The sequence below is a fragment of the Desulfovibrio gilichinskyi genome, from assembly GCF_900177375.1.
GTDB classification, from domain to species: domain Bacteria; phylum Desulfobacterota; class Desulfovibrionia; order Desulfovibrionales; family Desulfovibrionaceae; genus Maridesulfovibrio; species Maridesulfovibrio gilichinskyi.
This window is the reverse complement of the sequence record NZ_FWZU01000003.1, coordinates 61534-87523: the sequence shown is the minus strand read 5'-3', so window position 1 is coordinate 87523 and position 25990 is coordinate 61534. Positions and strand designations below refer to the sequence as shown.

20 protein-coding genes are annotated in these 25990 nt (G+C 40.7%); 4 read left to right on the top strand and 16 right to left on the bottom strand.

Annotated elements, in window-relative coordinates:
• Positions 1 to 5: 5 nt before the first annotated feature.
• From B9N78_RS08860 to queF, 6 genes are all read right to left on the bottom strand, one after another.
• A complete protein-coding gene (locus B9N78_RS08860) occupies positions 6 to 1208 on the bottom strand; it encodes an efflux RND transporter periplasmic adaptor subunit (protein ID WP_245805506.1) in 1203 nt (400 codons plus the stop codon).
• Between the two features lie 171 nt (positions 1209 to 1379).
• Positions 1380 to 1682 carry a late competence development ComFB family protein gene (locus B9N78_RS08855; RefSeq protein ID WP_085101436.1) on the bottom strand — a complete coding sequence of 101 codons (303 nt, stop codon included), beginning with the start codon at positions 1680 to 1682 and terminating at the stop codon, positions 1380 to 1382.
• Between the two features lie 143 nt (positions 1683 to 1825).
• Positions 1826 to 3070, bottom strand: coding sequence for a diguanylate cyclase (locus B9N78_RS08850; RefSeq protein ID WP_085101435.1), 1245 nt, complete (start codon positions 3068 to 3070; stop codon positions 1826 to 1828).
• Between the two features lie 198 nt (positions 3071 to 3268).
• Entirely contained in the window at positions 3269 to 4393 is a 1125-nt protein-coding gene (locus tag B9N78_RS08845) for a permease (protein ID WP_085101433.1), read from the bottom strand.
• 86 nt (positions 4394 to 4479) lie between these two features.
• The gene (locus B9N78_RS08840; RefSeq protein ID WP_085101432.1) at positions 4480 to 4809 is read right to left on the bottom strand and encodes an ArsR/SmtB family transcription factor; all 330 of its coding nucleotides are present in this window, start codon (positions 4807 to 4809) and stop codon (positions 4480 to 4482) included.
• A gap of 106 nt (positions 4810 to 4915) precedes the next feature.
• Complete coding sequence (gene queF / locus B9N78_RS08835; RefSeq protein ID WP_085101430.1) at positions 4916 to 5419, bottom strand: preQ(1) synthase; 504 nt, start codon at positions 5417 to 5419, stop codon at positions 4916 to 4918.
• Between the two features lie 300 nt (positions 5420 to 5719).
• On the opposite strand from queF, the gene B9N78_RS08830 reads away from it, so the two are divergent.
• Together B9N78_RS08830 and B9N78_RS08825 are read left to right on the top strand one after the other, a co-directional pair.
• On the top strand, positions 5720 to 6358 hold the full coding sequence (locus B9N78_RS08830) for a queuosine precursor transporter (protein ID WP_085101429.1): 639 nt from the start codon (positions 5720 to 5722) through the stop codon (positions 6356 to 6358).
• A 264-nt stretch (positions 6359 to 6622) separates the two neighbouring features.
• The gene (locus tag B9N78_RS08825) at positions 6623 to 9337 is read left to right on the top strand and encodes a PAS domain S-box protein (protein WP_085101427.1); all 2715 of its coding nucleotides are present in this window, start codon (positions 6623 to 6625) and stop codon (positions 9335 to 9337) included.
• Here B9N78_RS08825 and B9N78_RS08820 read toward each other — a convergent pair.
• Both B9N78_RS08820 and B9N78_RS08815 read right to left on the bottom strand, forming a co-directional pair.
• Complete coding sequence (locus B9N78_RS08820; protein ID WP_085101426.1) at positions 9317 to 10228, bottom strand: diguanylate cyclase; 912 nt, start codon at positions 10226 to 10228, stop codon at positions 9317 to 9319. The genes B9N78_RS08825 and B9N78_RS08820 overlap by 21 nt on opposite strands.
• A complete protein-coding gene (locus B9N78_RS08815) occupies positions 10221 to 14984 on the bottom strand; it encodes a PAS domain S-box protein (protein ID WP_085101424.1) in 4764 nt (1587 codons plus the stop codon). Before B9N78_RS08815 ends, B9N78_RS08820 begins: the two co-directional genes overlap by 8 nt.
• Positions 14985 to 15371: 387 nt before the next feature.
• On the opposite strand from B9N78_RS08815, the gene B9N78_RS08810 reads away from it, so the two are divergent.
• Both B9N78_RS08810 and B9N78_RS08805 read left to right on the top strand, forming a co-directional pair.
• Complete coding sequence (locus B9N78_RS08810) at positions 15372 to 16928, top strand: GGDEF domain-containing protein (protein WP_085101423.1); 1557 nt, start codon at positions 15372 to 15374, stop codon at positions 16926 to 16928.
• Positions 16929 to 16941: 13 nt separating this feature from the next.
• Positions 16942 to 18189, top strand: coding sequence for an EAL and HDOD domain-containing protein (locus B9N78_RS08805; RefSeq protein WP_085101421.1), 1248 nt, complete (start codon positions 16942 to 16944; stop codon positions 18187 to 18189).
• Between the two features lie 15 nt (positions 18190 to 18204).
• On the opposite strand, the gene B9N78_RS08800 is transcribed toward B9N78_RS08805, so the two are convergent.
• From B9N78_RS08800 to B9N78_RS08765, 8 genes are all read right to left on the bottom strand, one after another.
• On the bottom strand, positions 18205 to 18786 hold the full coding sequence (locus B9N78_RS08800) for a pentapeptide repeat-containing protein (RefSeq protein ID WP_085101420.1): 582 nt from the start codon (positions 18784 to 18786) through the stop codon (positions 18205 to 18207).
• A gap of 176 nt (positions 18787 to 18962) precedes the next feature.
• Entirely contained in the window at positions 18963 to 19832 is an 870-nt protein-coding gene (locus B9N78_RS08795; RefSeq protein ID WP_085101418.1) for a universal stress protein, read from the bottom strand.
• Entirely contained in the window at positions 19832 to 20644 is an 813-nt protein-coding gene (locus B9N78_RS08790) for a universal stress protein (protein WP_245805505.1), read from the bottom strand. Before B9N78_RS08790 ends, B9N78_RS08795 begins: the two co-directional genes overlap by 1 nt.
• A gap of 31 nt (positions 20645 to 20675) precedes the next feature.
• Positions 20676 to 21080 carry a response regulator gene (locus tag B9N78_RS08785; RefSeq protein WP_085101415.1) on the bottom strand — a complete coding sequence of 135 codons (405 nt, stop codon included), beginning with the start codon at positions 21078 to 21080 and terminating at the stop codon, positions 20676 to 20678.
• A gap of 21 nt (positions 21081 to 21101) precedes the next feature.
• Positions 21102 to 23681 (bottom strand): PEP/pyruvate-binding domain-containing protein, encoded by a 2580-nt coding sequence (locus B9N78_RS08780; protein WP_085101413.1) that lies wholly within the window; start codon positions 23679 to 23681, stop codon positions 21102 to 21104.
• Between the two features lie 17 nt (positions 23682 to 23698).
• Positions 23699 to 24448, bottom strand: a complete 750-nt coding sequence (locus B9N78_RS08775) for a TIGR02186 family protein (RefSeq protein WP_170921403.1) — start codon at positions 24446 to 24448, stop codon at positions 23699 to 23701.
• A 1-nt stretch (position 24449) separates the two neighbouring features.
• Positions 24450 to 25376, bottom strand: a complete 927-nt coding sequence (locus B9N78_RS08770; RefSeq protein ID WP_085101409.1) for a sulfite exporter TauE/SafE family protein — start codon at positions 25374 to 25376, stop codon at positions 24450 to 24452.
• Between the two features lie 122 nt (positions 25377 to 25498).
• The gene (locus B9N78_RS08765) at positions 25499 to 25933 is read right to left on the bottom strand and encodes a universal stress protein (protein WP_085101407.1); all 435 of its coding nucleotides are present in this window, start codon (positions 25931 to 25933) and stop codon (positions 25499 to 25501) included.
• Between the last annotated feature and the right edge of the window lie 57 nt (positions 25934 to 25990).

Genomic DNA, 25990 nt, shown 5'->3' with positions numbered 1-25990 from the left:
GCCTATTACTCAGATTCCATACCTTTGGCATTAGCAACTCCATCAGCAACAACTTCAGGAGCGACGAGTGTACCAGGCCTAATCTTATTTACACCGTCTGCAATAACCAGATCACCGTCAGCAATTCCGTTTTTAATAACTGCGCTCTGATCATTTGAAAACTCAATCGTTACCGGATTTTCAACTACAGTTCCATTGGCCGCAACAGTCAGAACAGATTTGTGCCCTTGAATATCAAGAACAGCTCTTGCAGGGACCACAAGTGCTTTTTCAAAAACTTTAAGAAGGGCAACAACCTTTGCATATTGGCCGTCTCTAAGCAGCTTGTCAGGATTCGGGAAAACAGCTCGCAAACCCAGTGTTCCGGTAGTGGAATCCACTGCACGGTCTGCCATACCGAACGTTCCGTTTTGGTTGTAATAATTCCCATCTGCTAAAATCATTTGAAGGATATGACTCTGTTTAGGCAAACCTTCTTTTTTCCTTTCCTCCATATCGTGAACAGTGAAAAGGTATTCTTTTTCAGGAATATTGAAATTTACATATACAGGGTCTACTGCGGAAACAGTAGCAAGGAGCGTCGATTCTTTGGTGACAAGGGAGCCGGGGTTAACCTGAGTTTTACCGATAAGCCCTTTCATAGGAGAATATATTTTTGTAAAACTGAGATTCAACTCTGCATCTTTAACGGCCGAGTCAGCATTATTTACCTGAGCATCAAGCACTTGCTTATTAGTTGTTTTAGTATCAAGTTCTTCACGGCTGACCGCGCCCTGATCATACAACGTCTTAAACCTTTTGTAGTCAGTGCTGGCCTTACTGCGTGAAGCTACGCTCTGAGCAAGTTCTGCTTTTGCCTGATTCAGAGCCTCTTCGTACGGACGGGGGTCAATTTTAAACAGCAGTTTACCTTCATCAACTATATCCCCTTCAGTAAAATTGCGCTCTGTAAGATACCCATCAACCCGTGAACGGATTTCAACGGTCTTTTCCGCTTGAATCTGGGCCACATATTCACCACTGACAGGAAAATCCTGCTGAACAACTTTATAAACTTTAACTGGAACGGCCTGCTTCTGAGCAGCTTTCCCGCTATCATCGTCAAAGCAGCCACCTAAAAAAACAAGAGAAGCTAACGTGCATACGACCACGAACAATCGACAATGCATACTTTTTACGCCATCATTTATGCTTAATTTGAAATTCACAAGTCCCCCCGTAAATATAAAACAGATAACTCAATGTCTTATATAACTCAAAAATTTTATTTTACAGTCTCACACTAGTCTGAATTCTTATCAGATCAGTATCATAAACAAAAGGACATTATAAACAGCTTCATACTTTAACTAAAAAATATATAGTGAATATCATTTGTACTAGTGGTGCAACCGGCTCTTCACTAGCGCAATACTCTTAGGCAGTTCCTCTTTTACCAATCGTTGCAGATGCTCATATTCCATAGAAAAATCTGCGTTTGGATATTTTCTATCAACATCACTTGACGAATAAAGACTTGGGACAGCGTTTAAAACAACACATGCAATATCAAAAAGACACTTATCACACTGACAGAATTCAACCTCTTGCCTCTCAATAAAGGCCTTAAGCTCATCATAAACAACCTGTTCGGTTAAATTAACGATATCACCTGAACTGAAAAATTCTTTGAATGTCAGCATAATACCCCCTTATTATTATCACTTATTATGGACAGCCTATTTCATCAAAGATATTTCATATAACATTAACCCGTCTATTCAAAGTGAATAAAGCTATTTTAAAGTGACATTATTGCATCTGTTCAATCCTCTCGGGCTTACAGTTACGACTCATTATCGAAAACGACTTTATTCCTGCCGGAAGTTTTAGCTTCATATAGCATGACGTCAGCTCTGTTAATCATACCATCAAGCCCTAGCGTTATATTTGAAGTCACACCGATTGACACTGTAAATTTAAGTTTTTCACGTCTATACGGCAAAGACGAAATCTCTATTATCTCTCTGAAGCCATCAACATAGCTTTCAAGTTCAGTTGAATCCACTCCATGAATAAGAACTGTAAACTCTTCCCCCCCGAATCTGGAGCAAAGTCCTTTTTCTCCAAAATATTCAACTATTTTGGATGAAAAATCTTTTAATACCAAATCTCCGACATCATGCCCGTAATTGTCATTCACATTTTTAAAATGGTCTATATCAAGCAGTGCAACACTAAGAGGCGTGCCATTGTCTTCGGACTCCTCGAATAATGAAAATGCATTTTCAAAAAAATAACGCCTGTTCCACATGCCGGTAAGAAAATCTCTATTGGCTCTATTGCGAGACTCTTCAAGCAATTCCATAATTTCCAAGTTTGAATTAACTCTGCATAAAATTTCTTCTATGCTTGCACTCTTGTGTATAAAATCATTTGCTCCTGTTTTCAAAAAGAGAGGAGCTGTCCGTGAATTTTCATCGGAAGAAAGAACAATAATACTAAGCTCATCCATATGTCGAAGAAGCCTTAGTTTTGCAGTAAGCTCCTGACCGTCCATCTCCGGCATGGTGTAATCAGTCAGGATAAGTTTTATATCAGAATTCGCTGCAAACAGTTTACAAGCCGCAGCTCCGTTTTCCGCCTGAATCACAGTGAGCCCCTGCCTAATTAGAATTGCTGAAATCCAGCGGCGCATCGTGCTGGAATCGTCCACAACCATAACTTTCGTGTTTCTGTTATTATAAACCCGCTTGACTATGCGGACAATATATTCAGAGTGTTCTTTTCTTTTAAGAACATAATCAATTATGTTCTTCTTCAAAATTTCTCTAAGCTGATCATCATCAAGAGAGGCTGTTACAACGATTGCAGGAATTTTGTTTGCAACTAATAAATCAATCCCTTCACCAGCTTCATGCCCGTCGAAAATTAAGCTGCATAACCCCACAAAATATTTATTTTGTGAAATTAAAATAGCAGCTTGCTCTAGACTTGGCGCAGTGTCACAAACAAAGTCGGCTTGCTCCAAAGTTCTTTTCAAAAAAAGAGCTGTAGCTTTGCTGGAATCGATTATTAAAACTTTTCCCAAGATTCCTGCCTCCCAAATGAAAACAGTTCTAAAACCAACCAAACTATACACACTATGCACCACTAAGAGTACTATTAATCTTCAACATTGACAGCTAAAACCAACAAAATACAGCTCGATATTAAAAAATCAGCAAAAAAAACTGCATCAGCCACTATAAGAGTTGATGCAGTTTCTTACTCTCATTTATTAGCAAATTTAAATAATCATATTAAACAGATACCCGACAATCAAGATTCCTGAGGCGACAACTCCTACAAAAACAGCAATCAGTTTCGGCTTTAAAACTTTCCGCAAAATCACCATTTCTGGAAAAGAAAGAGCAATGACACTCATCATAAAGGCAAGCACAGTTCCAAGAGCTGCCCCTTTACCGAGAAGAGCATCCACAATAGGAATCACTCCGGCAGCATTGGTATACATCGGAATTCCCATCAGTACAGAAACAGGTACGGCCCACCACGCGCTCTTGCCCATGATTGAAACCATCATTCCTTCCGGAACATAACCATGGATAGCCGCTCCGGCAGCAATACCTAGTACCATGTACATCCAGACCTTACCGACAATTTCCTTAACAGAGTCCAGACCGAATTTGACACGATCTTCAATCGACATCGTTCTTGATGCTCCGCCCTGATCAGCTGTGGCCAGTTTCACCCAGCTCTCGACATGTTTTTCCATACCCAGCCTACCGATGACCCATCCGGCAACAATCGCAATGGTAATTCCTGTTACGAAGTATAGAGTAGCAATCTTCCATCCCATAAGCCCGTAAAGAAGGACCAATGCGACTTCGTTAACCATAGGTGCTGAAATAAGAAATGAGAAAGTAACTCCAAGAGGGACGCCGCCTGCTACAAAGCCTATGAACAACGGGACAGCCGAGCATGAACAAAAAGGAGTCACAACTCCGAGTAAAGCAGCCATCACATTACCAACGGATTCTCTGCGCCCGGCAAGCATCTTACGAGTCCACTCAACAGTAACATATGAGCGGATAATCCCGATACCGAAGACAACAAGGCCAAGCAGCATCAGCACCTTGGGAGTATCATATACAAAAAATTGTACAGTTTCTCCCATATGACTTCCGGGAATCAACCCAAAAAGATTAAACGCTAAATACTTAGAAAAAGGCAGCAACTGCGAATAAAGAACAAACCAGACTGCGACAGCAACAACCAAAGCCGCCCATAAAGTTTTACCAGTAAAGAAGTTCGGGTCTTTTTTTTCAACTTTATCAACTTTTTCAAAACGGCCTATTTCTTCCAGCTTTTTACCGGATGAACATGCACAAGGTTTGAGATTTAACTCTTCCATATGAACTCCCACATTGTTTAATTTGCCAAATACGAAAATTTAAGGTTAAAAAAAGTTTAAATAAAATAGGTCAGCCGCAGAAATCATTATAGTTTTTTAATTGAACTTGAAGCGTAATCTTGAACCTGTTTTTCAAGTCTTTTCCCAAGAAAATCACTCAAACAATTCAAAAAACCGGGAACGCAATTCATCCTGAGACTATAATAAACATTTGTACCGCGCTTACTGTCTTTAAGAACTCCAGCCTCTTTTAATAAAGACAAATGTTTAGAAACAGTTGAAATATCGCGCCCCACAAGCGGCACTATGTCGCAAACACAAAGTTCGCCGGAACAAAGAGCCTCTACAATCACAAGTCTGCTAGGATGGCCCAGAGCTTTAAAGACTTTCGCCTTTGCTTCAATATATTCATTCACGCTTAGACCTCCTTACTTTCGTACTTGGCAAAATAAGAACATATTCCTACTTTGTCAACAGTGTTAACCGCAAAACCGGGATTATTTCTTTGTAATGTTGTAATAATTATGAACGGTGTCGTCCTGATTCTATTTTCCATTCATGCACAACATCACAGATTTTCACAAACTGAGTGCTGTCCTCTTTGAAGTATTCTGCAAAAACATGGAGCCCCGTGCCGCCGCGCGGAGAGAATATTCCTTTAACTCTCATCCACAAGGGAGAAAGACGGCTGACAAAATCATCCAGAATATTGTTGGTGATTGTCTCCATGAAAGACTGATGATTGCGGTAAGAGCCCATATAAAGTTTAAAACTTTTAGACTCAACGCAAACTTCATCAGGGATATATTCCACAATGATATTCGCAAAATCCGGCTGTCCGGTGACCGGACAAAGCGATGTGTATTCAGGAAATTCTATACTTACAATATAAGGTCTTCCCGGAAAATTATTTGGAAAAACTTCTAAAATTTCAGGACTTGGAGAATCATAGTTGTATTTGGTTGTTCCTCCCTGTCCGAGAGTTTTTAACGCGCCTGTCTTATCCTGACTTTTTGTAGTTTTCACAATAATTCTCCGTAATATTATATAAACTTTGCTAAAAGCTGTTTTTATGTATTTTTACCGCTGAAGCCCGTGAGCAGATAACAGCTTATGACTTAAAAGAAAACTGCGACTAAGCACGATAAGACTACAAAATATGGTTCTTTTTCTATTTTGACTTTTTGTTGCAATACTGGCAACCATTCTTTCCTAGCGAAATTTCAGGCCCCGAAGCAGACCTGTCGAGATACTGGACTTTCTCCCTTTTGCTTGTATCGGGCGGACTCTGCTTCATGACAATAACCGTCAACACAAGGGAATTTAATGCTCTCCTCAACTTTTGAACGCAAAGCGTTCACTCTTCTCACGTGCCTTTTTATCAGTTCATTGGTCATTGCAGCAGTCGTATCCACCAAAATAATCAATATCTTTGGATTTTACGCTCCAGCGGGTGTTCTTGCCTACTCCCTTACATTCATAGCCTCTGATATTATCAGCGAAATATGGGGAAAAGAAAGAGCAAATGAAGTCATTCAATGCGGGTTTATAGCTCTCTTAGCAGCTATATTCCTGTCATGGACGGCACTGCACTGGACTCCGGCTCCTTTCTGGAATGGTCAGGAAGGTTTTGCAAGCGTGCTTTCAAACACACCGAGAATTGTACTGGCTTCTCTGATTGCTTATACTGTCAGCCAAACTCATGATGTCTGGCTGTTCCACCTAATCCGGAAAAGAACTGAAGGAAAACACTTGTGGCTGAGAAATAATCTCTCAACTATAACTTCTCAGCTGATCGACTCCACCATTTTTGTATCAGTAGCATTTTACGGAATTTTACCGGTAACGGATATTATTCTGGGGCAATGGCTGGCCAAAACTGTAATCGCCCTGCTAGATACCCCTATTGTATACTTGGGCGTTTCAATTATTAATCGTCAAAACAGACTCTGCCCCGCCGCGTAATCTCCTAGACATAAAAATCTGCGGGTATCTTTTAAAAGATACCCGCAGATTTTATTAATTTGCTGCATCTTTCTCCTTACAATTCCTTTTAACTGCCTTCTCTATGTGATAAGCTGTAATCGATCCTAAACACTCAGGAGATTTAATGAGCTTATCTCGTAAAACATTGTCTTTCACAGTACCGGCAATATTCTTACCGGCATGTACCACTCATATTCCTGCAGCAAAAGATTATGCAACTCAGGACTTACTGAGGACTAATCGATGATAAATAGGAAGATATTTCAGATCCCGCCCCAGTTAGGGCTGACCTCTCAAATAATCATCCCGATGATAGCGTTCCTTATTCTTATGGGAGGAATTCTCTTTTCAGGATCATTCTACCTGTCTCAAACAACACTTGAAAATGAACTTACACGTGATATTGAAAAAACAAGAAGCATTATAGAATTCTCTTTAGACAATACACTCGGAGACATAAAAGATGACCTAATCGAGTTATCAGTATCACCTGCATTTAAAAATGCCATGGCAGACGGCGACTCAGACTTTATTAAACAGAGCTTATATAATTTAATAAGTTCAAAGCATGGCTATTTCCTGGATATCCTGGAACTTTTCAAAGACGGTGAACGCTGGATCGATGCAGGAATTGTTGAAACACCTGCCATTCAATTCACAGAAAAACATAAAAATTATCTTACAACATTACCGACATGGAAACATTTATCTTTCAAGACAGGGAATACTTACCAAACGGTTCTTGTTTGCGCTGTGCCTATCACTAATGATCAAACCGGAGAAATTAACGGAGTTCTTTACGGTGGAATCAACTTAAACTCTAATACCCTTTTTTTAGACAATCTAAAAAAAACATCCGCGGCGGCGGACGCAGTCCTTATAAGTCAAAATAAGCTATTGATCAGTGCCAACAATCCTTCCAGCCCTACTGCCAGCGGACTGGTGAACTGGGCCTGCAAATCATCTCCCGGAAATTTTGCAATAAAAAATAACACTCTCTTCTCCACAATTCAGCTGTTGCCGGATCAAGCGGCCCCACCTTTACTTTTCAGTTTTTCACGAATCACCCCGGAGTTTCAATCTCTCAAACAAAATTTTATGAAAATCTTCGGGATAATGCTTATCCTGACCATAATTTTATCTGTTGCAGCAACATGGATAATGCAAAAAAGGATTCTTACAGCACTTAAAAAACTTACCGACTATGCATACTTAGTTGCAAACGGAACCAGCGAAGCTTCATTCATAAGAGGAAAAATAAAAGAGTTTAACCAGTTAGGAAACACTCTGGAAACAATGGTCAGCAGTATTCATGAAAAAAGCACATATATCTCCAAACTATTTTCATCTGCCAAAGCTCCAATAATTAACTGTGACACTGAGGGTAAAATTATTGATATGAACATATCTGCTGAAAATTTGCTCGGAAACAATCACAAGGAGCTGCAAAATAGCAATCTGAAAGAGCTTTTCCCAACCGACTATTTACCAGACATTAATGAATACCTAGCCTTGGCAGCATCCGGGTATAATCCGCCGTTATTGGAAGTACCGCTGATGACAAAGTCAGAAGAAGAACAAATTTTTACGTGGACATTTTCCCCTGTAAAAATGGGAACAGATGATGATTCCATTTTTATCCTGCTGCAGGGGCAAAATATTACAGAAAATAAAAATGCAATAAAAAAAGCTCTCGAAAGCGAAGCCAGGCTTAGGCAGATTATAGACCTTCTTCCTCAAGAAATATTTGCAAACGACATAGATGGTAAATTTCTTCTAGTTAACAAAAACAAAGCGGAGAGACTTCATAATTCAGCTGACTTTATTACCGGGAAAGTCCTGACCGATATTATCAGCAATAGTGACGACGTTTCACGGATACAGGAAGATAACAGGAGAGTTCTTGACCGAAATGAAAAACTTTCACTCGAGGAAAGTTATATTGATAAGGACAGAAACATCCACTGGCTTGAAACAACAAAAGTGCCCTATACCTCTGCGGCAACAAAGACACAGGCGATTCTTACTATTTCCATGGATATAACGCGTATAAAAGAAGCAGAGAACTCTCTCCAGCACATAAATAGAGAACTGGTGGACAGAGTTTCTATGCGAACTGTTGAGCTTGAAAATGCAAACACAGCTCTGATGAAATCAATGGATGAGTTACGACAGACCCAGAACAAACTTGTTGAGACAGAAAAAATGGCATCACTTGGAGAGTTGGTAGCAGGCATAGCACATGAGGTAAACACGCCACTGGGCATCGGAGTTACCGGAACTTCCTACTTAAAAGAAATCACCGAGAACCTGCAAACACAATTTTCAGATAACTCTTTAAAAAAGTCAGATCTTGAAAAATATATTGCCACCAGCTCAATCGCGCTTGTAAATATTGTAAAGAACCTTGACAGGGCGGCAAAACTGATAAGCGATTTCAAGCAATTAGCAGTCGACCAGTCATCGGATGATCTGCGAGACATTAACCTTTATGATTATATTCAAGGGATCCTTATCTCTCTGAAACCAAAACTGAATGACCACAGTCACAGACTGGAAGTGAGATGCCCTAAGAACCTCGACATTACAATTTCACCAGGGTCGCTTATGTTAGTCCTTTCAAACCTTATAATAAACTCTGTCACCCATGCGTTTCCGGATAACGACCACGGGCTGATAGTCATTGAGGCTGAAAAAAACGGTAATGGAATTATATTCAACTATTCAGATAACGGAATAGGCATGAACGACGAGCAACTGCTTAAAATATTTGATCCTTTCTTCACCACCAAGCGGAGCGAAGGCAGCACTGGACTGGGGATGCATCTGGTTTACAACCTCGTCACCAGAGCTTTGAAAGGACGGATTGAATGCAAAAGTTCCTTAGGCGAAGGCACTTCTTTTGAAATTTGGTTCCCAGCTAACAGCTCTGATGCATCAGGTAAGGTCAGTCCATAAAATCATATTTCTGCCGCGGCGTTTAGCTTCGTAAAGCATAGAATCTGCTCCTACAGTCATATCCAGCGGTTTCGAAGACATTGACGGAGAAACAGTAACCCCGCCGATACTGACTGTCAGAAACTGCCCGGCCGAAGAAAAACCGTGGACAACCTGTAAAGCCTCAACCTCGGAGCGCACCATTTCCACCTTAAATTTGGCACCCTCAGCATCAGTCTCAGGCAATAAAATAACAAATTCCTCTCCGCCGAATCTGGCAGCAAGATCAGACGGACGCCTAATTTCACGCTCAAGGACGCTGGCTACTTTTTTGAGAGCATCATCACCTGCGGTATGTCCATAATTATCATTGAACTGTTTAAAGCAATCTACATCCAATATAGCAAGGGAGATTAAGTCACCTGACCGCAAACATCTGCGCCATTCCTTTTCGACTGCAATCTCAAAACTTCTGCGATTCGGCATTTCCGTAAGCCCGTCAAGATTTGCCAATCCCTCAAGCAGTTTCCGCTGCCTGACAATTGTGAGATGGTTTTTAATTCTGGCTTTAACAATTGAAGGATGAAAAGGCTTCCGAATGTAATCAACAGCCCCCATTTCCAAACCGCGAGCTTCGTTCTGCTTTGAATCAAGTGCAGTGATAAAAATAACCGGAATATTTCTGGAAGATTCCTGCTCTTTGATCTTATGCAGCAAGGTATACCCGTCCATTTCAGGCATAACAACATCCAGCAAGATAAGATCCGGAGGGAACTCCGCATTTATACGGTCTAACGCCTGATTAGCATTCTTTGCAAGAATAACTTTATAGTCCAGCCGGAGCAAGTCGGCAAGAACGTTGAGATTTAGACGGTCATCATCGACAATTAAGATTTTAGGTTTCTCATCCATTAAACGTCCCTCTGTTAAGAGTGATACCCAGTTCATCCGCTATTTTTTCTAAAACCAAACAACATTTATCAAAATCTAAATTATCAATATGCTGCGTTAAAGTTTGAAGTTGCCCCTCAAACCGCTCAGGGTCAATAAATGAAATAAGTTTTTCAAGGACATCATAGGAGTCTGCATCTCCATCTTTAAGAAGATTGTATAATTTATTTATAAGTTCAAAACTTTTTTCTTTATCATCGGTATAAACAGTGCTTTCATTTACACTGGCATCGGGCAACCCATTTAATGCTTTAGTTATTATCGTTAATTCAGATGTGAGTCTATTTAAAGCGCCATTCATTCTATCTTCATCATATTCATGAATTTCATTTTCAATGCTCCGGCATAAATCGTAAAGACGATTAGCCCCGATATTGCCGCTTACACCTTTCAAAGAATGAATATTCATTGCAGCTTTTTCCAATTCCAATTTATCAATCAGTATTTTAAATTCATCAGCAAACTTCCCATAATCATTCTTAAATCCCTTCAAAACCCGCAGATAACCTTTCTTATTACCACCGATATTACTTAACCCTTTCGCAGTATCAATCCCGGCCAGCTCTGGAATAACTATACCGTCCTGTCCGGCATTGCGACTGATCGGTATATAGCTGAACGATTTTGATTTAATATATTTTTTTAAAACAGCTAAAAGAGTTGACGGTGAAATAGGTTTTGTTATGTGGTCATTCATTCCGGCTACTAAGCTTTTTTCACGATCGCCCTGCATAGCATGAGCCGTCATTGCCAAAATAGGCAGGTCCTTATAGTGTTCATCGGAACGAATTATCCTAGTTGCTGTCAGCCCGTCCATCTCGGGCATCTGAATATCCATTAATACAATGTCAAAAGGAGCCGCCCATAACAGATCCAAAGCCTGCCGCCCATTTTCTGCAACAGTAACGCTTAGTCCCAAACTCTCCAGCATCTTGGTCGCCACGTGCTGGTTAAGCTGATTATCTTCAACTAAAAGAGCCTTAATACTCCGCCCCCCGAAACCGACAAGTTTTTTGTTGCCGGAAGCCAATTCATGCGTTTTCATAATAGATTCGAGTTTAAAGACATCAACTACAGACTGATACAAAGAAACTCTTGTCGCAGGTTTTGATATAAATCCATTTACTCCGCTAAACGAAGCCTGCTTGCGGATATTTTCGTCAGCGCCGAACGGGAGCATCATTACAATCGGGGTATCAATTAAATCAGAATTCGACCGGATTAATTTAACAGCTTTAAAATGGTCCTCATGCTCCCTGTCATAATTCATAAAAATTAAATCTATTGTATCACCTGCCATAAAGCCTGATTGCAGCAGCTCGACTCCTGAATCAACAGAATCCGTTAAACTGGTCTCAAGAGATAATGATTCAAGCCAGTCTCCTATAAATTGTCTCGAATTTTCATTATCATCAATTACCAGCACTTTCATTTTGTGAACGCAGTCAGGCAAAACCAAGCGAGGAGAATCTTCAATAATTGCGAAATCAACATCAAACTCAAAGGAGCTTCCTACACCTGTTTGACTCTGAACAGTTATGTCCCCGCCCATTAAATTGACTAAACTTTTTGAGATAGCCAGCCCTAATCCTGTTCCACCGAATTTACGCGTAGTTGAGGCATCAGCCTGACTGAAAGCCTTGAACAACTCCGCCTGTTCTTCTTTACTAAGACCGATTCCGCTATCTTTAACTGTAAATCTTATACAAGTCCCTTTGGGGCTGCGCGGTGTCCCTTTGCAGGAAATAAAAAGCGCAACCTCCCCTTTTTTTGTAAATTTTATTGCATTGTTTGTAAGATTAGTAAGGATTTGTTCCAAACGAAGAGGGTCACCTATTACGCGATGCGGCACATCAGGAGCAACTGACAATACAAAATCAAGCCCCTTTTCTTCAGCTTTGATTGCAACAAGATTACACAGTTTATCAAGAACACCATCAAGTTCAAATTCGGTTCTTTCAAGGACCAGCTTACATGCTTCAATTTTTGAAAAATCAAGAATTTCTTCAATAATTGAAAGTAACGAATCAGCCGAAGACATCATTTTTTCCAGAGATTCTCTTTGAGCAATATCAAGCGTAGAATTTAATACAAGGTGCCCAAGACCAATAATACTATTCATCGGAGTTCGAATTTCATGACTCATATTTGCCAGAAACTCCGACTTAGCACGGGTTGCAGCTTCTGCTGCAAGCTTTGCTCTGGTAAGTTCCTTGGCTACGCGGCGACGGTCTGTAACATTGCGCAAACATTCTATTCCGCCATAAATTTTCCCCGACGAATCACGTAAAGGCCGGGCTACACCCCAAAGATACGCACCTTCACCCCCCAAAACATTAGGAGCATAAAATTCTCCGAACAACATATCCCCTTTACGTTGAACGAATTCATATAAATTGTCCGGTGATTCTTTTCCTCCTGAAACGGCCCTGCTGAGTAAAGTCAACTTACGTTCACCGTAAAAAGGGATTGAGTACTCGTGGTCGCCTTTACCGAGCATATTCTCCTTCGCAACGCCTGTAACTTCTTCCATGGCCCTATTCCATGCGACAACTACACCCCGGCTATCAACAACCATTGCCGGGTCAGGCAAAAATTCTATTATATCATGCAGGCGGCGATACGACTCTGCCAGATCTTTTTCGCTTCTGCGCCTTGCTGTCACATCTCTAAAACTCCAAACCCTTCCTACAACCTCTGAACCTATACGCTGGGGATTTGAATATCTTTCAATAATTCTTCCATCTTTCAAATTAAGTTCATCAACATGATTCAAATCAGATTCAAATGAAGAATTCCAAATATTATCTTTTAAAACACTTGAACCATCCACCTGATCAAGAATTAAATTAAAAATATCTGCGGCTACGCCTTCATCCAGAGCGACTCCTGACAGATTCCACATATCAGCAAGTCTGCTGTTCCAGGCAACAACCAAACCAGCACCGTCAACAGCTAAAATCCCATCTGCAGAAGATTCAATTGTTGCAGTAAGCAGCGAAACAGAACGCTTAATCTGCTCACGGCTGTTTTTTCTTTCGGTAATGTCGCGCAAATTACCAAGTAAAAGAGTTTCTCCGTTAACAACCAAAGGGCGAACCCGTATATTCACGTAAAAATTCTCTCCATCCAGACGCTTACCAACACCTTCATACTCTAAGCTACCTGAATCAATAGCCATCTGAATGTTTTTAGCAAAAGAGATAACTGAAGAGACCCCATTAGGTTGAATGTCGGGCATGAAATCTGCTGGAGAATAAGACTGGAATTCTTCTTCCGAATCGCAGCCAAACATCGATATAGCTTCAGGATTGGCACTTACATAGTTACCCTTTAAATCCATCAGTACAATTGCATCGTTTGCATAATCAAATAGAGCTCTATATTTAACTTCCCTTTCAGTCAGAGCAGCTTCAGCCAGTTTTCTTTCCGTAATATCCCTCCATACACAGTGAACCAGATTTTGCCCCTTGTAATAAATCGGGGTCAGCAAAACTTCTACCGGGAAAATATTACCATCAGCTCTTTGTAAGTTCGATTCAAATTTGGACTTGCCATTAACAGCTCCGCCCGTAATCTGTTTATTTACTTTTTCTGTTGAAAAGAATTTGTCCGTCTGATTCGCTGGTGAAATATCTTTAATCTGTAATCCTATTAATTCTGAAGGAGAACTCATCTGTAAAAGGCCGGAAGCGGCGCGATTACATTGAACGATTGAGTCCCCGTTTATTAAAACTACCGCATCAGATGATTCTTCGAAAAGTATTCTGAACCGTTCTTCACTTTCTTGTAATTCTAAAGCTTTTAATCGCCCATGCTCATGCAGCTGAAGGCGGTCAAACGCAATTCCTATATATGGCGAAATAAACATGAGAAGCTCTAAATCTACTTCATTTAAAATTTCACCATCATCAAAACTTTGTACAGATAATACTCCAACAGTCTTTCCTTCGTGACTAAGAGGAATCCCGATCCAAGCAACAGAAGGTTTCCCAATCCTTTCAAACTCTCCGCTGGCGATAAGCTCCTTCTGCTTACTTTCATCCGCCAGCAAGGGTTCACCGGTTCTTATCACATAATCAGTAAACCCTTTTCCAAGCGTTCTAGGCGCAGGAACGTTCTCCTCGTTTACAGCAAAATAAGGAAAGCTGAGCTCGTCTTTTTCATGATCATAAATGGCAATATAAAAATTACTGGCGTACATGAATTCAGCAATACTCTTCTGCACTATAGAATAAAACTCTTCCATCCCTGAAACTTCCGTAACCGCAAGCGCAATACGATAAAGTGAATTCTGAACAATCTCCATTTTTCTGCGCTGCGCAACTTCCGCATTTAAAATCTGATTCAGTTTAAAAAGTTTACGATTCCAAAAAAATATCAACAGAATCACAAAAACTAACAGCATTACAATTTCACTGAGAACACTAAATTCAAGAGCAGAGTCAGTCTTATACCTGATAGCAGTTTGCGTGTCCTGACTCTGTGAAGATTCATTATCTGCGAAAGCACCGCCTGCTTCCGCAACCAGCAAATTCTGCGCAGTGTTTATCTTGTTTCCGCTAAAAACAGCGTAAGAGACACTATGCTCTTTAATTTGGGCACAATTTGAAAAGCTCGGAAAAGAGGATAGTAAAAACAGTGAAAGTGCTGCCAGACACAACCCACTTTTCAAAATTTTAGCAATGCGGTTTTTCTTTATTTTTTTTAAAAACAAATTTTATTCCTCACAGGGACTTTTCACTTAAAGCAAATCCTTTCAGTTTAGGATCTAGCTGCCTTGCAGCACACATATCGTCGCGCAAAAAAAGTTCTTCATAATTAATATTTCAGCGTACCCCAAGGGTACATAGCGATATTTACAATTATCATCCCTCATCTACCAAAAACACATTATTTTTTTAATTCAACCCGTAACAGTATGAAATACTTTACTACACTCGGCATAAATAGATATATATGATAATAATTCTTACTAATTTATTTTCAAACAAGAGCCTACTCTATTTTACCACTACCATAGACAGTAATTTAACACGATGTTATGTTATAATAACTAAAAACTGTTGCCACATATAAACTTCGGTTTTGGAGCACTTTATTAATGGTGATCGATATTAACATTCTCCTACTAAGCAATTCCATTATTTGCTTTGCACAAGGATTTATCCTTCTGTTCGTCATTTTATTCCATAATAAACCCAGTGGTTTCCTTATTATCAGTATAGCATATTTATGTTTAAGTGTGTCTTTCATGCTTATGACTTTCAGTTCCTATATTCCAGACTATTACATCATTGCATCCCAAACACTGAGTCTGGCATCTCTAATATTACTCAATATCGGCATTGAACGTTTTCGCCGAATCTCGCACAAACTTATCAAATTATCTCTGCTATTTCTTTGTGCAGTCTTTGTTTCTTCTTATATATTTGTATTAGTAATTCCGAACACTTTTAGACTTGAAATATCATTTTTGCTACTGATAGCCCTGCAGCTTGCTATCTGCTTATGGTCTGTCTTACGTGCAACTGAAAAAATGAGGAATTATCAGTATTTGCTTTTCGCTTCCGGAATACTCTTGATTACAGCCATATCCTTTCGATTATTTGCTTTAAGCATGCACCCTGATCTTCTGTCCAACTGGCCATACTGGAGCCATGGATTAATCTATTCGGTTTCGCTAGTCACAGCCACGCTAGGTTTTATCTGGGGCAGTGTTGAAAAAACTGAAATGAGGAGAAATGAGCAAACGGCTACATTAGAACAACACTATCACTTCATGAATGCATTATTAGACGCAATTCCATTGCCTGTTTTTTATAAAGACAAGGATTTACGCTTTCACACCATAAATAAAGCTTTCGCTTCAGTTGTTGGACGTTCAAAAGACCAGATAATAGGTAAAACAACCTTAGAAATTATTCCAGATTTGTCTTCAGAACTTGCCCAAAATTATGACCGTACTACCTTAGAATCAGGGCAAGACCAAAAATATGAAACAGCATTTCCTTTTCCTGACGGGCTGCGACATGAAATTGAAATAGAAAAAACCGCATTTACAGATATCTCCGGGGAAAAAATCGGAGTAGTCGGAGCTTTCACAGATATAACCGAACGTAAGATCTACGAAGCCAAAATCAATTATCTTGCCATGCATGATCAGATTACAGGGCTACCGAACCGGAACATGTTCTATGCTCAGCTCAAAAAAGCTATGGCTATGGCGGAACGGAACAACTATTCATTGGCTATACTGTACATAGACTTAGATGGATTCAAAATTATCAACGACAGCTTTGGACATAATACAGGAGACACCCTGCTAAGAACGATAGGAAAACGTCTTTCAAAGTCAATCCGAAAATCAGACACAGCCTGCCGCATCGGAGGCGATGAATTTATCGTTCTAATTGAAATGTTCAGTGACCCGTCGGACTTAAAAATAATTGCAGAAAAATTGTGCAAATCTTTAGCAGTGCCATCAACTTGTGAAGGACACATTTGTCAAGTCAGCGCCAGTATAGGGATAGCCTTATACCCGCAAGATGCTGGAACATCGAATGATCTTGTTAAAGCCGCAGATGCGGCCATGTATGAAGCTAAGCAGCGAGGTAAAAATAGGACCTATTATTATCATAGCCTAATGCAAAACAAGTAGCTAGAGACCCCTCATGAGCACAATCGATACCCAAAAATCCTACTATAATGTTTTCGTCGCACGGCAACCTATATTCAATCGCAAAATGAAAATATGGGGGTATGAACTATTCTACCGCCAGGAAGAAGGTTCAGATTCCGCCACATACATCGATGAATTCAAGGCAACAATGGAAGTTATGTCCAGCTTGGCTTTAAGCCCTGATGATAAATTTACCGCTGCCAAAGTTATCATTAATTTTTCAAAGCAGGCAATTATTGAAGATCTTCCTTTATCACAGCACCCCAAAACAACTATCGTACAGTTCGCCGATCCTGAGAAAATATCGCCTGAATTTATTGATAAAGTCAGAAAACTTAAGGACCGCGGCTATACTATTTCGATAGATGACTACGCCGCTCGGTATGAAAATACAGAATTATACGACCTGACAGATATCATGACTCTGAATATCTCAGAGATAAGCAGAGCAGACATAGCACAGCGCATACAGCTTTTCCCTGGCCTTAAAGGTTCCTACTTAGCAAAAAAAGTAGAGACCGCAGAACAATTCGAATCTGTTGAAACTTTAGGTTTTGCGTATTATCAAGGCTATTTTTTCAAACGCCCGAAAACAGAAGTAACGCGCAAAATATCATCCAATGAGATGCTGCGTTTCAATCTTATGGAAATGCTGAACAATGATAACATTGATTTGGTAGAATTAAGTAAAACCATTGAAAAAGATGTTTCACTAAGTGCTCGTCTTCTGAATCTGCTTAATTCTGCGGCATATGGCCTCTCGGCTAAAATTTCATCTGTTCAGCAAGCGGTTATTTACCTTGGCTGGGACCAACTCAAACACTGGCTGCGCATGATCCTTTTTACAGACATGAAGCAGCCCGGAAAATCGGCAGAATTAACAAGTCTAAGTCTCCAACGGGCTAAAATTCTGGAAATGCTGAGTGCATGTTCTGAAACTAAAAAGAGTGATGAACGCTTATTTCTGGTAGGATTATTCTCGTTACTGGATGCAATGCTTGAGATGCCGATGGACTCGGTTGTAGAACGCCTCTCGGCTCTTGATGAGACTATCCGCGAAACTCTTCGCGGTGGTGAAACTTGTTTTGAGCCGTGGCTGACTTTGATAGAAGCTATGGAAGAATCTGATTGGGGAAAAGTCGGAGCAATGGCGGCATCTCTAGACCTTGAAGCTGCCGACATAATGAGATGTTACAGAGAAGCACTAGAATGGTCGAATACTGTACTGAACAGCATGTAAGATCAACCAAAGAGCTCACTTTAAAGTAATATCAAGGTTTGCAAGTAGTGAAGCTGCTTCAGGCAATGAAAATATAGTCTTATGAAGTTTGTTAGAACTCGAATTTATGAAATAATTCCTTGATGTACTAAAATCTGCATAACTCAAATCATTTTGGTGAAATTGACAATTCTTTAGATCGCAGTCATCAAATTTAACTCGAGCAAGCTTCGTGTTCATAAAAGAGGTTTCCACCATTGAACAGGAAACAAGCTTAATTTTAGCAAGATTCATATCGCTAAAAACAGAACTATCAAGCAAACAGTTTATAAAAGACGCGATAATCACCACTCCAGTGCTGCTCCAATTGATTCCCAGTAATTTAGAATCATTAAAGACTACGCCTATAAATTTGGTGTTATTAAATTTAGCTAGAGCAAGGTTGCAATTAGCAAACGTACAATTTTCAAAAGAACACCCTTTTAACTCTGCGAACTGAAAAGATGATTTTTCAAAATAACAATTATAAAAAGCAACTTCCTTGAATTGCTCCTCACTTGCGTCTAACTCTTTAAAAGTTTCATTTTCATAATTATCATTGATTATTCTTGAAGACACGGCAGCAACTCACTTACGTCATATATGGTTCATTTACGGAAAAAACATTAACGAAATTTATAAAAACAATAAACGTTAAAAGCCATGAGCAAACATTCATATGTCTGCTCATGGCTTTTAAAATTCTTCCCGAAAATTAATTAAATAATAACTGTAATAGTCTAACCCACAGCCCTTTATCTCAAAATTAATATTGACGACAAAGTTTTTTCAACAAAGGTTGTTACTTTTCCGCGTGAAAGCAGCTTCTGTAATAAAGACTTAGGGCTGAGCCATACAGCTATCAACTCATTTTCAGAGCCGGAAGAAATAAAAGTTTCAAGCGAATCTTCATCAACAACTTTAACAAGAGCGTGAATTCCGCATCTCATATAGTAATCAAGCACCTCACTCATTTGGTGCTCAACTTCTTCTTGAAGCTGCCCGTGCTTTAAAACTCCGACGATTTCAAGCTCTGCATTATAAAGGGTCACAAGCTGGTTGATCATCTCAAAGGATTCCTGAGTCGCGTGGGCGTGATCAAGGCAGCATACAACCTTTGAAATATCCTGTTCTTTTTTAAGAATTAAAACGGAGCAGTCAGCTTTTTCGGCAACCTTTCCCGGAGCCTGAGGATCGTCCATCCAGTCACAGACTCCGTGACCGCAGCCTAGCACAATAAGATCACTGTTAATGCGCTTTGCTTCTTTGAGAATTGCTTTTGCAGGAGCTTCACTGCGCAGATGCAGACGCAGTTTTTTCATTCCTGACATTTTTTCTTCATACACGGTTTTGTCTATAGCTTTCACTTCAGGCTTATCTTCAGCAGAACAATAAAGCTCGGAATCTGGTCCCAGCTGATTAAGAAAGTCTTTGCAGTAATTGTGCAGCATACGCATTTTAGGATGCGACAACTCAAAAGGTATTGAGTCCGAATCCGAATCACTTTTACCTTTTTCCATGGCCAGCAAGACCACTTCCGGTAAAGTATTGACCGCAAGCCGTGCGGCATGACGAATTGCGTACATACTGTATAAATTCTCATCGACCGGAACGAGTACTTTCATTATTGCCTCCCATTAGAGTAGGTCCAGCACAAAAGCAGGGGACAGGAAACGCGAGCTAAAACTTCAGACATAGGAGATTTCCGACTTGATCTGCGGTCCATAGCTGAAACAACAAGGCCGTATTCCTTAAGAGAATTTGCGGCAACTTCAGGAGCACACAAAAGAGTATACGACCTGCGAGCCTTGAGCCCGTGATCAGCAAGAAGCTTTGTGCATTCACTGATAATCTCATCAGGAAATTTATCCTGATTAAGGTCATCCAAACTATATAGACAAAGATCGAACTCAATTTTTTTGTCAGAAAAAATAGCGTGAAATTGCTCGACCAATTTTTCCAGATTCGACTTGGGATCAATCATAAGAGCAATCCTGTCCGACTGAATCATGTTTTTGACCAAAAGGACCGGGCAAGGCATCTTCTTATATAGTCTGGAATGAATTTTCTTATGGAATTCAGCAATGTTAAAATTGGATAATTCGCCCTCAATAAATAAGTTATATGAATTCCTTCGCAGTTCATATAAAATCTGATCATCACGTTCGCCGATAGATACAATAGGTCTGGACATCACGTGGCAATCAAGTTTTTCGCTGTTTAAAATATTTATTACTTCTTCCGTACCGGCCTGTTTAAGTCCTTCTTCCCAAGACCTTCTGATCCAACCGATCTGTGACGAATGAGACTTTTCATCAGGTTCCTCAACATGAATCGGTTGCAGAGACATAGTGATAATCTTCGACTTCTGACAGGCATATCTGAGGGCAATATTTGAAGCCAAAGTCATCTCGACGGGGATTAATGCTCTAAGCATGAACACACCTCGCTTTCATAGCAGTTCTTGTTTAAGCTTTATTAAGTAGAGCTGCTTTTCTGATCTTTTCATCAGCTCTTCGTATAACTTCTTGTATTTCTCCGAGTTTAAACGGCTTAGCCAAGAAATCGAAAATACCCTTGCGCATGGATTCTTTAGCTGTCTCCATTGTCGCAAAACCAGTTATGATTATGACTTCCGTAGCCGGAGAAAGCTCTTTGACTATAGTGAGAAATTGCATCCCATCTATTCCGTCCATCTTCAAATCGCTGACAACAATATCAAAATTGCGTTCATGGACCCGTTTAAGAGCAACAGAACTGTCGTAGAAACTTTCCACCTCGTATCCCTTTTTCTCCAAAGCCGGCTGCAGCCTCTTGCTGACAATTGGCTCGTCATCCAGAATAAGAATGCTGGTTTTTGATGAAGTGGTCATGTGCAACCCTCCGATAATTGTTTAAATTAGACTCGTTATGAGGCCGCCGAATAACTCGGCATGCCTGTGAATCTGCTCATCGTCGACCATAGAAACATCAAGCTGTCTGGTATATGCAACCAGAACTCCGAAAATTTCCACCCGGCGCAGAATTTCATTAGCAGGAATCTTTTTAATCCTTGCGATAAGAAGATCTTCCCGCAACTTGAGAGAGAAATCCAGTTTCCCGAGAACTTCAGCAAGAAACTTTGCCCTGCGGGAACGTCTCTTCGCTTCGGTAACCCCCCCGGCAAACCTGAAATAAGCATAATTTTCTGAAATATTTTCGCTGACATAACTGTTTATCATTGTGAAGTGATAACCGAGATGTAAGCTTAAGTGAGCATAATTATTAGATATCACAGCAAGATTACGACCGACGCTTGATGAGGGGGCAAGTTCCGCAGGAAAAGTACGGGTCATGCTGGACATAAAACTCGAAAAATCAACAGAAACCGGGGAAGACTGCCAAACTCCGGACGTTGTAACACCATCGATGAATGCCTTCATCGGAGTAGAAACAATATGATCAGGAGTAATAGTTTTTCTATCTGTGCATTTGCTATCTTCACTCTCAGCGCAGACAAGTCCGCCTCCTATATCGATTATGGTCATATCAAGAGGCACAGGAAGATCAAGACGAACACTCGGAGATGAAGAATACAGGCTGTTGATGTTAATGCTTATCAACTCGTCTACAGCTTTCTCATGGACGAATCTTGCAATATCATGGAAAGTTACACACCCCACAGGCGTGAAATTGCTGTCTGCCGGATCAAACAAATTAAGAGGTTCAATATGCTTTAAAAGTCTTCTTAACAGACGATATTCGTAAGTTTCTTCAATGCGGTCGGCAGCAGCTTCATACAGATTCAATTCTTTAATAATTCCGGAATATATAGTCTGCTGCTCAACATCGACAGTTATCATCTGCCCTTCAGTCAACACTTCCATTACATTTTCAGTGTTCAGCAAAGCCGGTACGCGATATTCTCGCGCTATAGTAGCTAAATGGCCCAAAGGTGAGCCTACATTTGTAAGCAGTCCGGCAGCGCGGTGCATAAGCGAAGCGTAAATCGGTGAAGAATGAGGCGCGACCAGAATAGCACCGTCTGGAAATTCATCAAGACTTCTGCCTTTTCCGGCTATGAACACCGGGCCGGAAGCTATACCCTTTTGAGCAACATCACCTTTTCCTGAAAAAATAACGTCACAGCTGGAAAGTTTTTCACTGAGCAATTCTATCGTCGATTCGTCAGGGACATGAATTGCCAGTGGACGGGTTTGAAGAATAAAAAGCTGCCCGCTTTCATCAAAAGCGAATTCTACATCCTGAGGCTTTTTATGGTATTGTTCTATCTTAATCACGGCCTGAACAAGCTGGGTTATTTCATCGGAAGTCATGCACGGCATGCTTTGCATTTCCTCGCTGACATCCTCTTTTACAACTCCTGCTCCCTCAGAATTAAGCCTTACCGCATGCTTTTTACGGGCAATGGATACGCCCAGATGATCATATGGCTCATCTTTAGAGATAATAAACTGGTCAACCGAAACCTCACCTGAAACAACGGCAGAGCCCATTCCCCACGTCGCGCTTATTACAACAGTATTATCAGATGGAGCAGAAGGAGAAAGAGTATAAACAACCCCGCTGCACTTAGCTCTAGTCACAGTCTGAAATGAGACAGCCATCAAACTTTCGCTTATCTTGTAACCAAGCTCCTGCCGGTATTCCATTGCGGCCGGAGAATAGATACTGGCGAGGACCTTAAGATATGCTTCCTGCAATTTGTCATATGGAACGTTAATAAAACTCTCATACAACCCTGCAAACGAATATCTTCCGTCTTCCCCCCATGCACTGCTGCGAACCGCCAGACCGACCCCTTTCTCACTTTTCTGAAAAAGCTGATCGCCGACGCGGTTTAAAGCCTTACGCAATCTTGGAGGGACATCTCCAGCCATAATCAGTTTGGAAATTTCTTCAGACGTTGAGCGTAGGCTTCTACTTCCTTCCAGCCATTCTGTTTTAATATCTGAGATGGCGGAATTAAGATCATTGTATTCCATGAACTCCATACAGGACCGAGTGGTAACAGTTATTCCTGCCGGAGTGGTAATCCCCACAATATTCGAGATTCGAGCCAAATTATAACTTTTAGCACCTACGAGGTCGAATTCCTTTTTTGTAGTCCCTTCAAAAGTAACTGTGAGCCTGTCGGCAATTGCCGGATAACCCGCAAGTTCACTATGCAGCTTCTCGGTAATTTCACGATGTGAACAGTAAAGCCCGATATATTTTTCCGGCGACATGTAGTCCAGCGCGCCGATAAGCTTTAGAACAAGAGTTTCAAGCTCCTGCGAAGCATTGCGGAGATATTGGGTATCAAAAATATAATCCCCGCCAAGCTTACTGTGCATTACGGCTATGCTGGTAAGAATTCGGTTATTTAATTCCAAAATGCTGTTAAAACGATCAAAAAGGTCGGCAAAAGAGCGAGACACTTTTTTGCGTCTACCACCCAACATTTTATGTACGAAATTAAATAACCGATTCATAATATTTACCTCGGAGCTTAATGGGCAGCCCCTTTATCGCTGAAAATCATACTCATGAATAAACCGGCCAAAATGGCTATTATTACGGCAGAGATTCCGTAAATGATCTCATGTCCAAATGCTATGGAAGAAAGGAGTTTAGGAAATCCGGTAAAAGCAGCTGATATGGAACTTACCGTTTTTCCGACAACTTTACCATCACGCACAGCCACAACTTCAACGGTATATTCTCCTCTCTGTAAAGAAGAAGGCAGTGTCAGCTCAGCGGTAAAGCCTCGGAGTCCATTAGCGGTCTCATGGTATTTAACAACTCCGTCTTCAATCATGTAGTGTTCTTCGTGCTCAACAAGCTTAAGGAATTCATGGAAAATCTTCGTATCAGAATTGCCTTTTACGGAATCAAATCCAAGATTTAAATCTTCCCATTTTTTACCGCCGCCTGCATAGGTTTCTGAATCGGTCGCCACCAAAAATAAACTTGGGATATTATCAAGTTCAACTGTAGCAACATTCATCCAGAGCAGGCCGAGAACTTTACCCTTTTGCTTGAATTTGGTGTCCTTAAGTTCACCCATAACTCTCACAACGGCTGCGCAGCCTTCGGGAACCGTCCCGCTAAGTTCGACTGTTGCACCGTTATAAGTTGTACCTATGGTTACATGATCAGGCTTAAAGCTGAGGGACATATCTCCGTCTGCGAAAACAGTTCCGCAAGACATAAGAAACAAGGCAAAAAGGATGCTAAGCGTAATTGAATATATCTTCATTTTAATGTCCCCCTGCATAAGCCAGCAACACATCAGGAGTGAGCAACAGGCTGAAAAGCATTTTTACCATAACAGCCAAAACAAGAGTAGCCAGCAAAATCTTAAGATGTTCGCCTTTGAGTTTTTTACTGATCTTAGTTCCGAACTGAGCCCCGATAGTTGAACCGACTAAAAGGATTAAAGCCAGAACAAAGTCCACGGTATGGTTAGTGTATGACTGTAAAATAGTTACATTTATGCAGGTAAAAAGAATCTGAAAAAGGCTTGTACCTACAACAACATGCATAGGCATACGAAGCAGATAAACCATGATCGGAACCATGATAAAGCCTCCGCCGACTCCCATGATGGCAGCCAGAACACCTACCAGAACACCAAGAACCAAAGGCATAAGGAGAGAGAGACGTACGCCGGACTTCTTAAAGTCGGTCTGGAAAGGAAGACTTTCGAGCATTGCAGTATAACGGGATTTCTTTTTAGGAGCTTCTGTTTTAACTGCAGGAACATTTTTGCGAAGACTCTGAAGGCTCTCATAAAACATGTAAGAGCCGACACCGCCGAGCATAAGAACATAGGTAACATTAATTAAGAAATCAGCATTACCCATAGCCCTGAGGACCTTAATAGCTTGAACTCCGAAAAATCCGCCGATAATCCCGCCGATAAGAAGCAGAAATCCCATCTTGAAATCTACGTTTCCGAGGCGATAGTGGGCCAGACATCCGGAAGTTGAAGCTCCGACAATCTGATTTGAGTCAGATGCAGCTGCAACGGTCGGCGGGATACCGAACATGATGAGCAGTGGAGTCATCAAGAAACCGCCTCCTACACCAAATATCCCTGAGAGCAGCCCAACTAAGCCTCCCAACATGAAGATGAGAATTACGTTAACGCTGTTCCCGGCAATGGGAAGATACATATGCCACATTAAATAACTCCTTTCATTTTGACTTTGGTTGCAACAGGTAAACTCATTCAGGATATAAACAGATAACCCCCTGAAAGAACTCTCCCATCATATTCCTGCAACCATCAGAGGATGGTTACTTCTTAAAATTTGTCACTGCCGTATGCTGAAACCTTCTGCACAACTTCTATGTGGCAGTCGGTTCTGCTTCCAATCCGTTCAAGGAGTGCCATAAACTGAGTATCAAGCTTAGCCCGTCTCGGCTCAGGCTGACCGATGAACAGAGTGGTAATCTTATTCTCAAGGATAAATTGAATGACCTCGTCTTCAAAATTACCCTTTGTTGAATAAAAATTTATATGAGACTTATCTGAGTGCCCCTCTGCCAGCAAAGACTCCAAACGTTTTTCCGGAAGTCCTATCCACTCATCACCTTTTCCGCTTTTAATCTTATGATTTTCGTCTTCGATCATAAGAATAGAAACATCCATAGGTATTCTTTTGGTTAGCGCGATTGCGTAATACGCCAGCCAAAAACTGGATTCAGAGGTGTCGACAGCTATAAGTACATTATTCATATTTTGCTTTCCGTTAATCGGCTTTAAGCAAGACATATGCCAACAAATTAGAACTAT

Bases quoted from the DNA above. Each gene is read 5' to 3' on its own strand.
- B9N78_RS08855 (WP_085101436.1), bottom strand. From the start codon at position 1,682: ATGCTGACATTCAAAGAATTTTTCAGTTCAGGTGATATCGTTAATTTA.
- B9N78_RS08845 (WP_085101433.1), bottom strand. From the start codon at position 4,393: ATGGAAGAGTTAAATCTCAAACCTTGTGCATGTTCATCCGGTAAAAAG.
- B9N78_RS08830 (WP_085101429.1), top strand. From the start codon at position 5,720: ATGCTCTCCTCAACTTTTGAACGCAAAGCGTTCACTCTTCTCACGTGC.
- B9N78_RS08825 (WP_085101427.1), top strand. From the start codon at position 6,623: ATGATAAATAGGAAGATATTTCAGATCCCGCCCCAGTTAGGGCTGACC.
- B9N78_RS08820 (WP_085101426.1), bottom strand. From the start codon at position 10,228: ATGGATGAGAAACCTAAAATCTTAATTGTCGATGATGACCGTCTAAAT.
- B9N78_RS08810 (WP_085101423.1), top strand. From the start codon at position 15,372: ATGGTGATCGATATTAACATTCTCCTACTAAGCAATTCCATTATTTGC.
- B9N78_RS08805 (WP_085101421.1), top strand. From the start codon at position 16,942: ATGAGCACAATCGATACCCAAAAATCCTACTATAATGTTTTCGTCGCA.
- B9N78_RS08795 (WP_085101418.1), bottom strand. From the start codon at position 19,832: ATGAAAGTACTCGTTCCGGTCGATGAGAATTTATACAGTATGTACGCA.
- B9N78_RS08790 (WP_245805505.1), bottom strand. From the start codon at position 20,644: ATGCTTAGAGCATTAATCCCCGTCGAGATGACTTTGGCTTCAAATATT.
- B9N78_RS08785 (WP_085101415.1), bottom strand. From the start codon at position 21,080: ATGACCACTTCATCAAAAACCAGCATTCTTATTCTGGATGACGAGCCA.
- B9N78_RS08780 (WP_085101413.1), bottom strand. From the start codon at position 23,681: ATGAATCGGTTATTTAATTTCGTACATAAAATGTTGGGTGGTAGACGC.
- B9N78_RS08775 (WP_170921403.1), bottom strand. From the start codon at position 24,448: ATGAAGATATATTCAATTACGCTTAGCATCCTTTTTGCCTTGTTTCTT.
- B9N78_RS08770 (WP_085101409.1), bottom strand. From the start codon at position 25,376: ATGTGGCATATGTATCTTCCCATTGCCGGGAACAGCGTTAACGTAATT.
- B9N78_RS08765 (WP_085101407.1), bottom strand. From the start codon at position 25,933: ATGAATAATGTACTTATAGCTGTCGACACCTCTGAATCCAGTTTTTGG.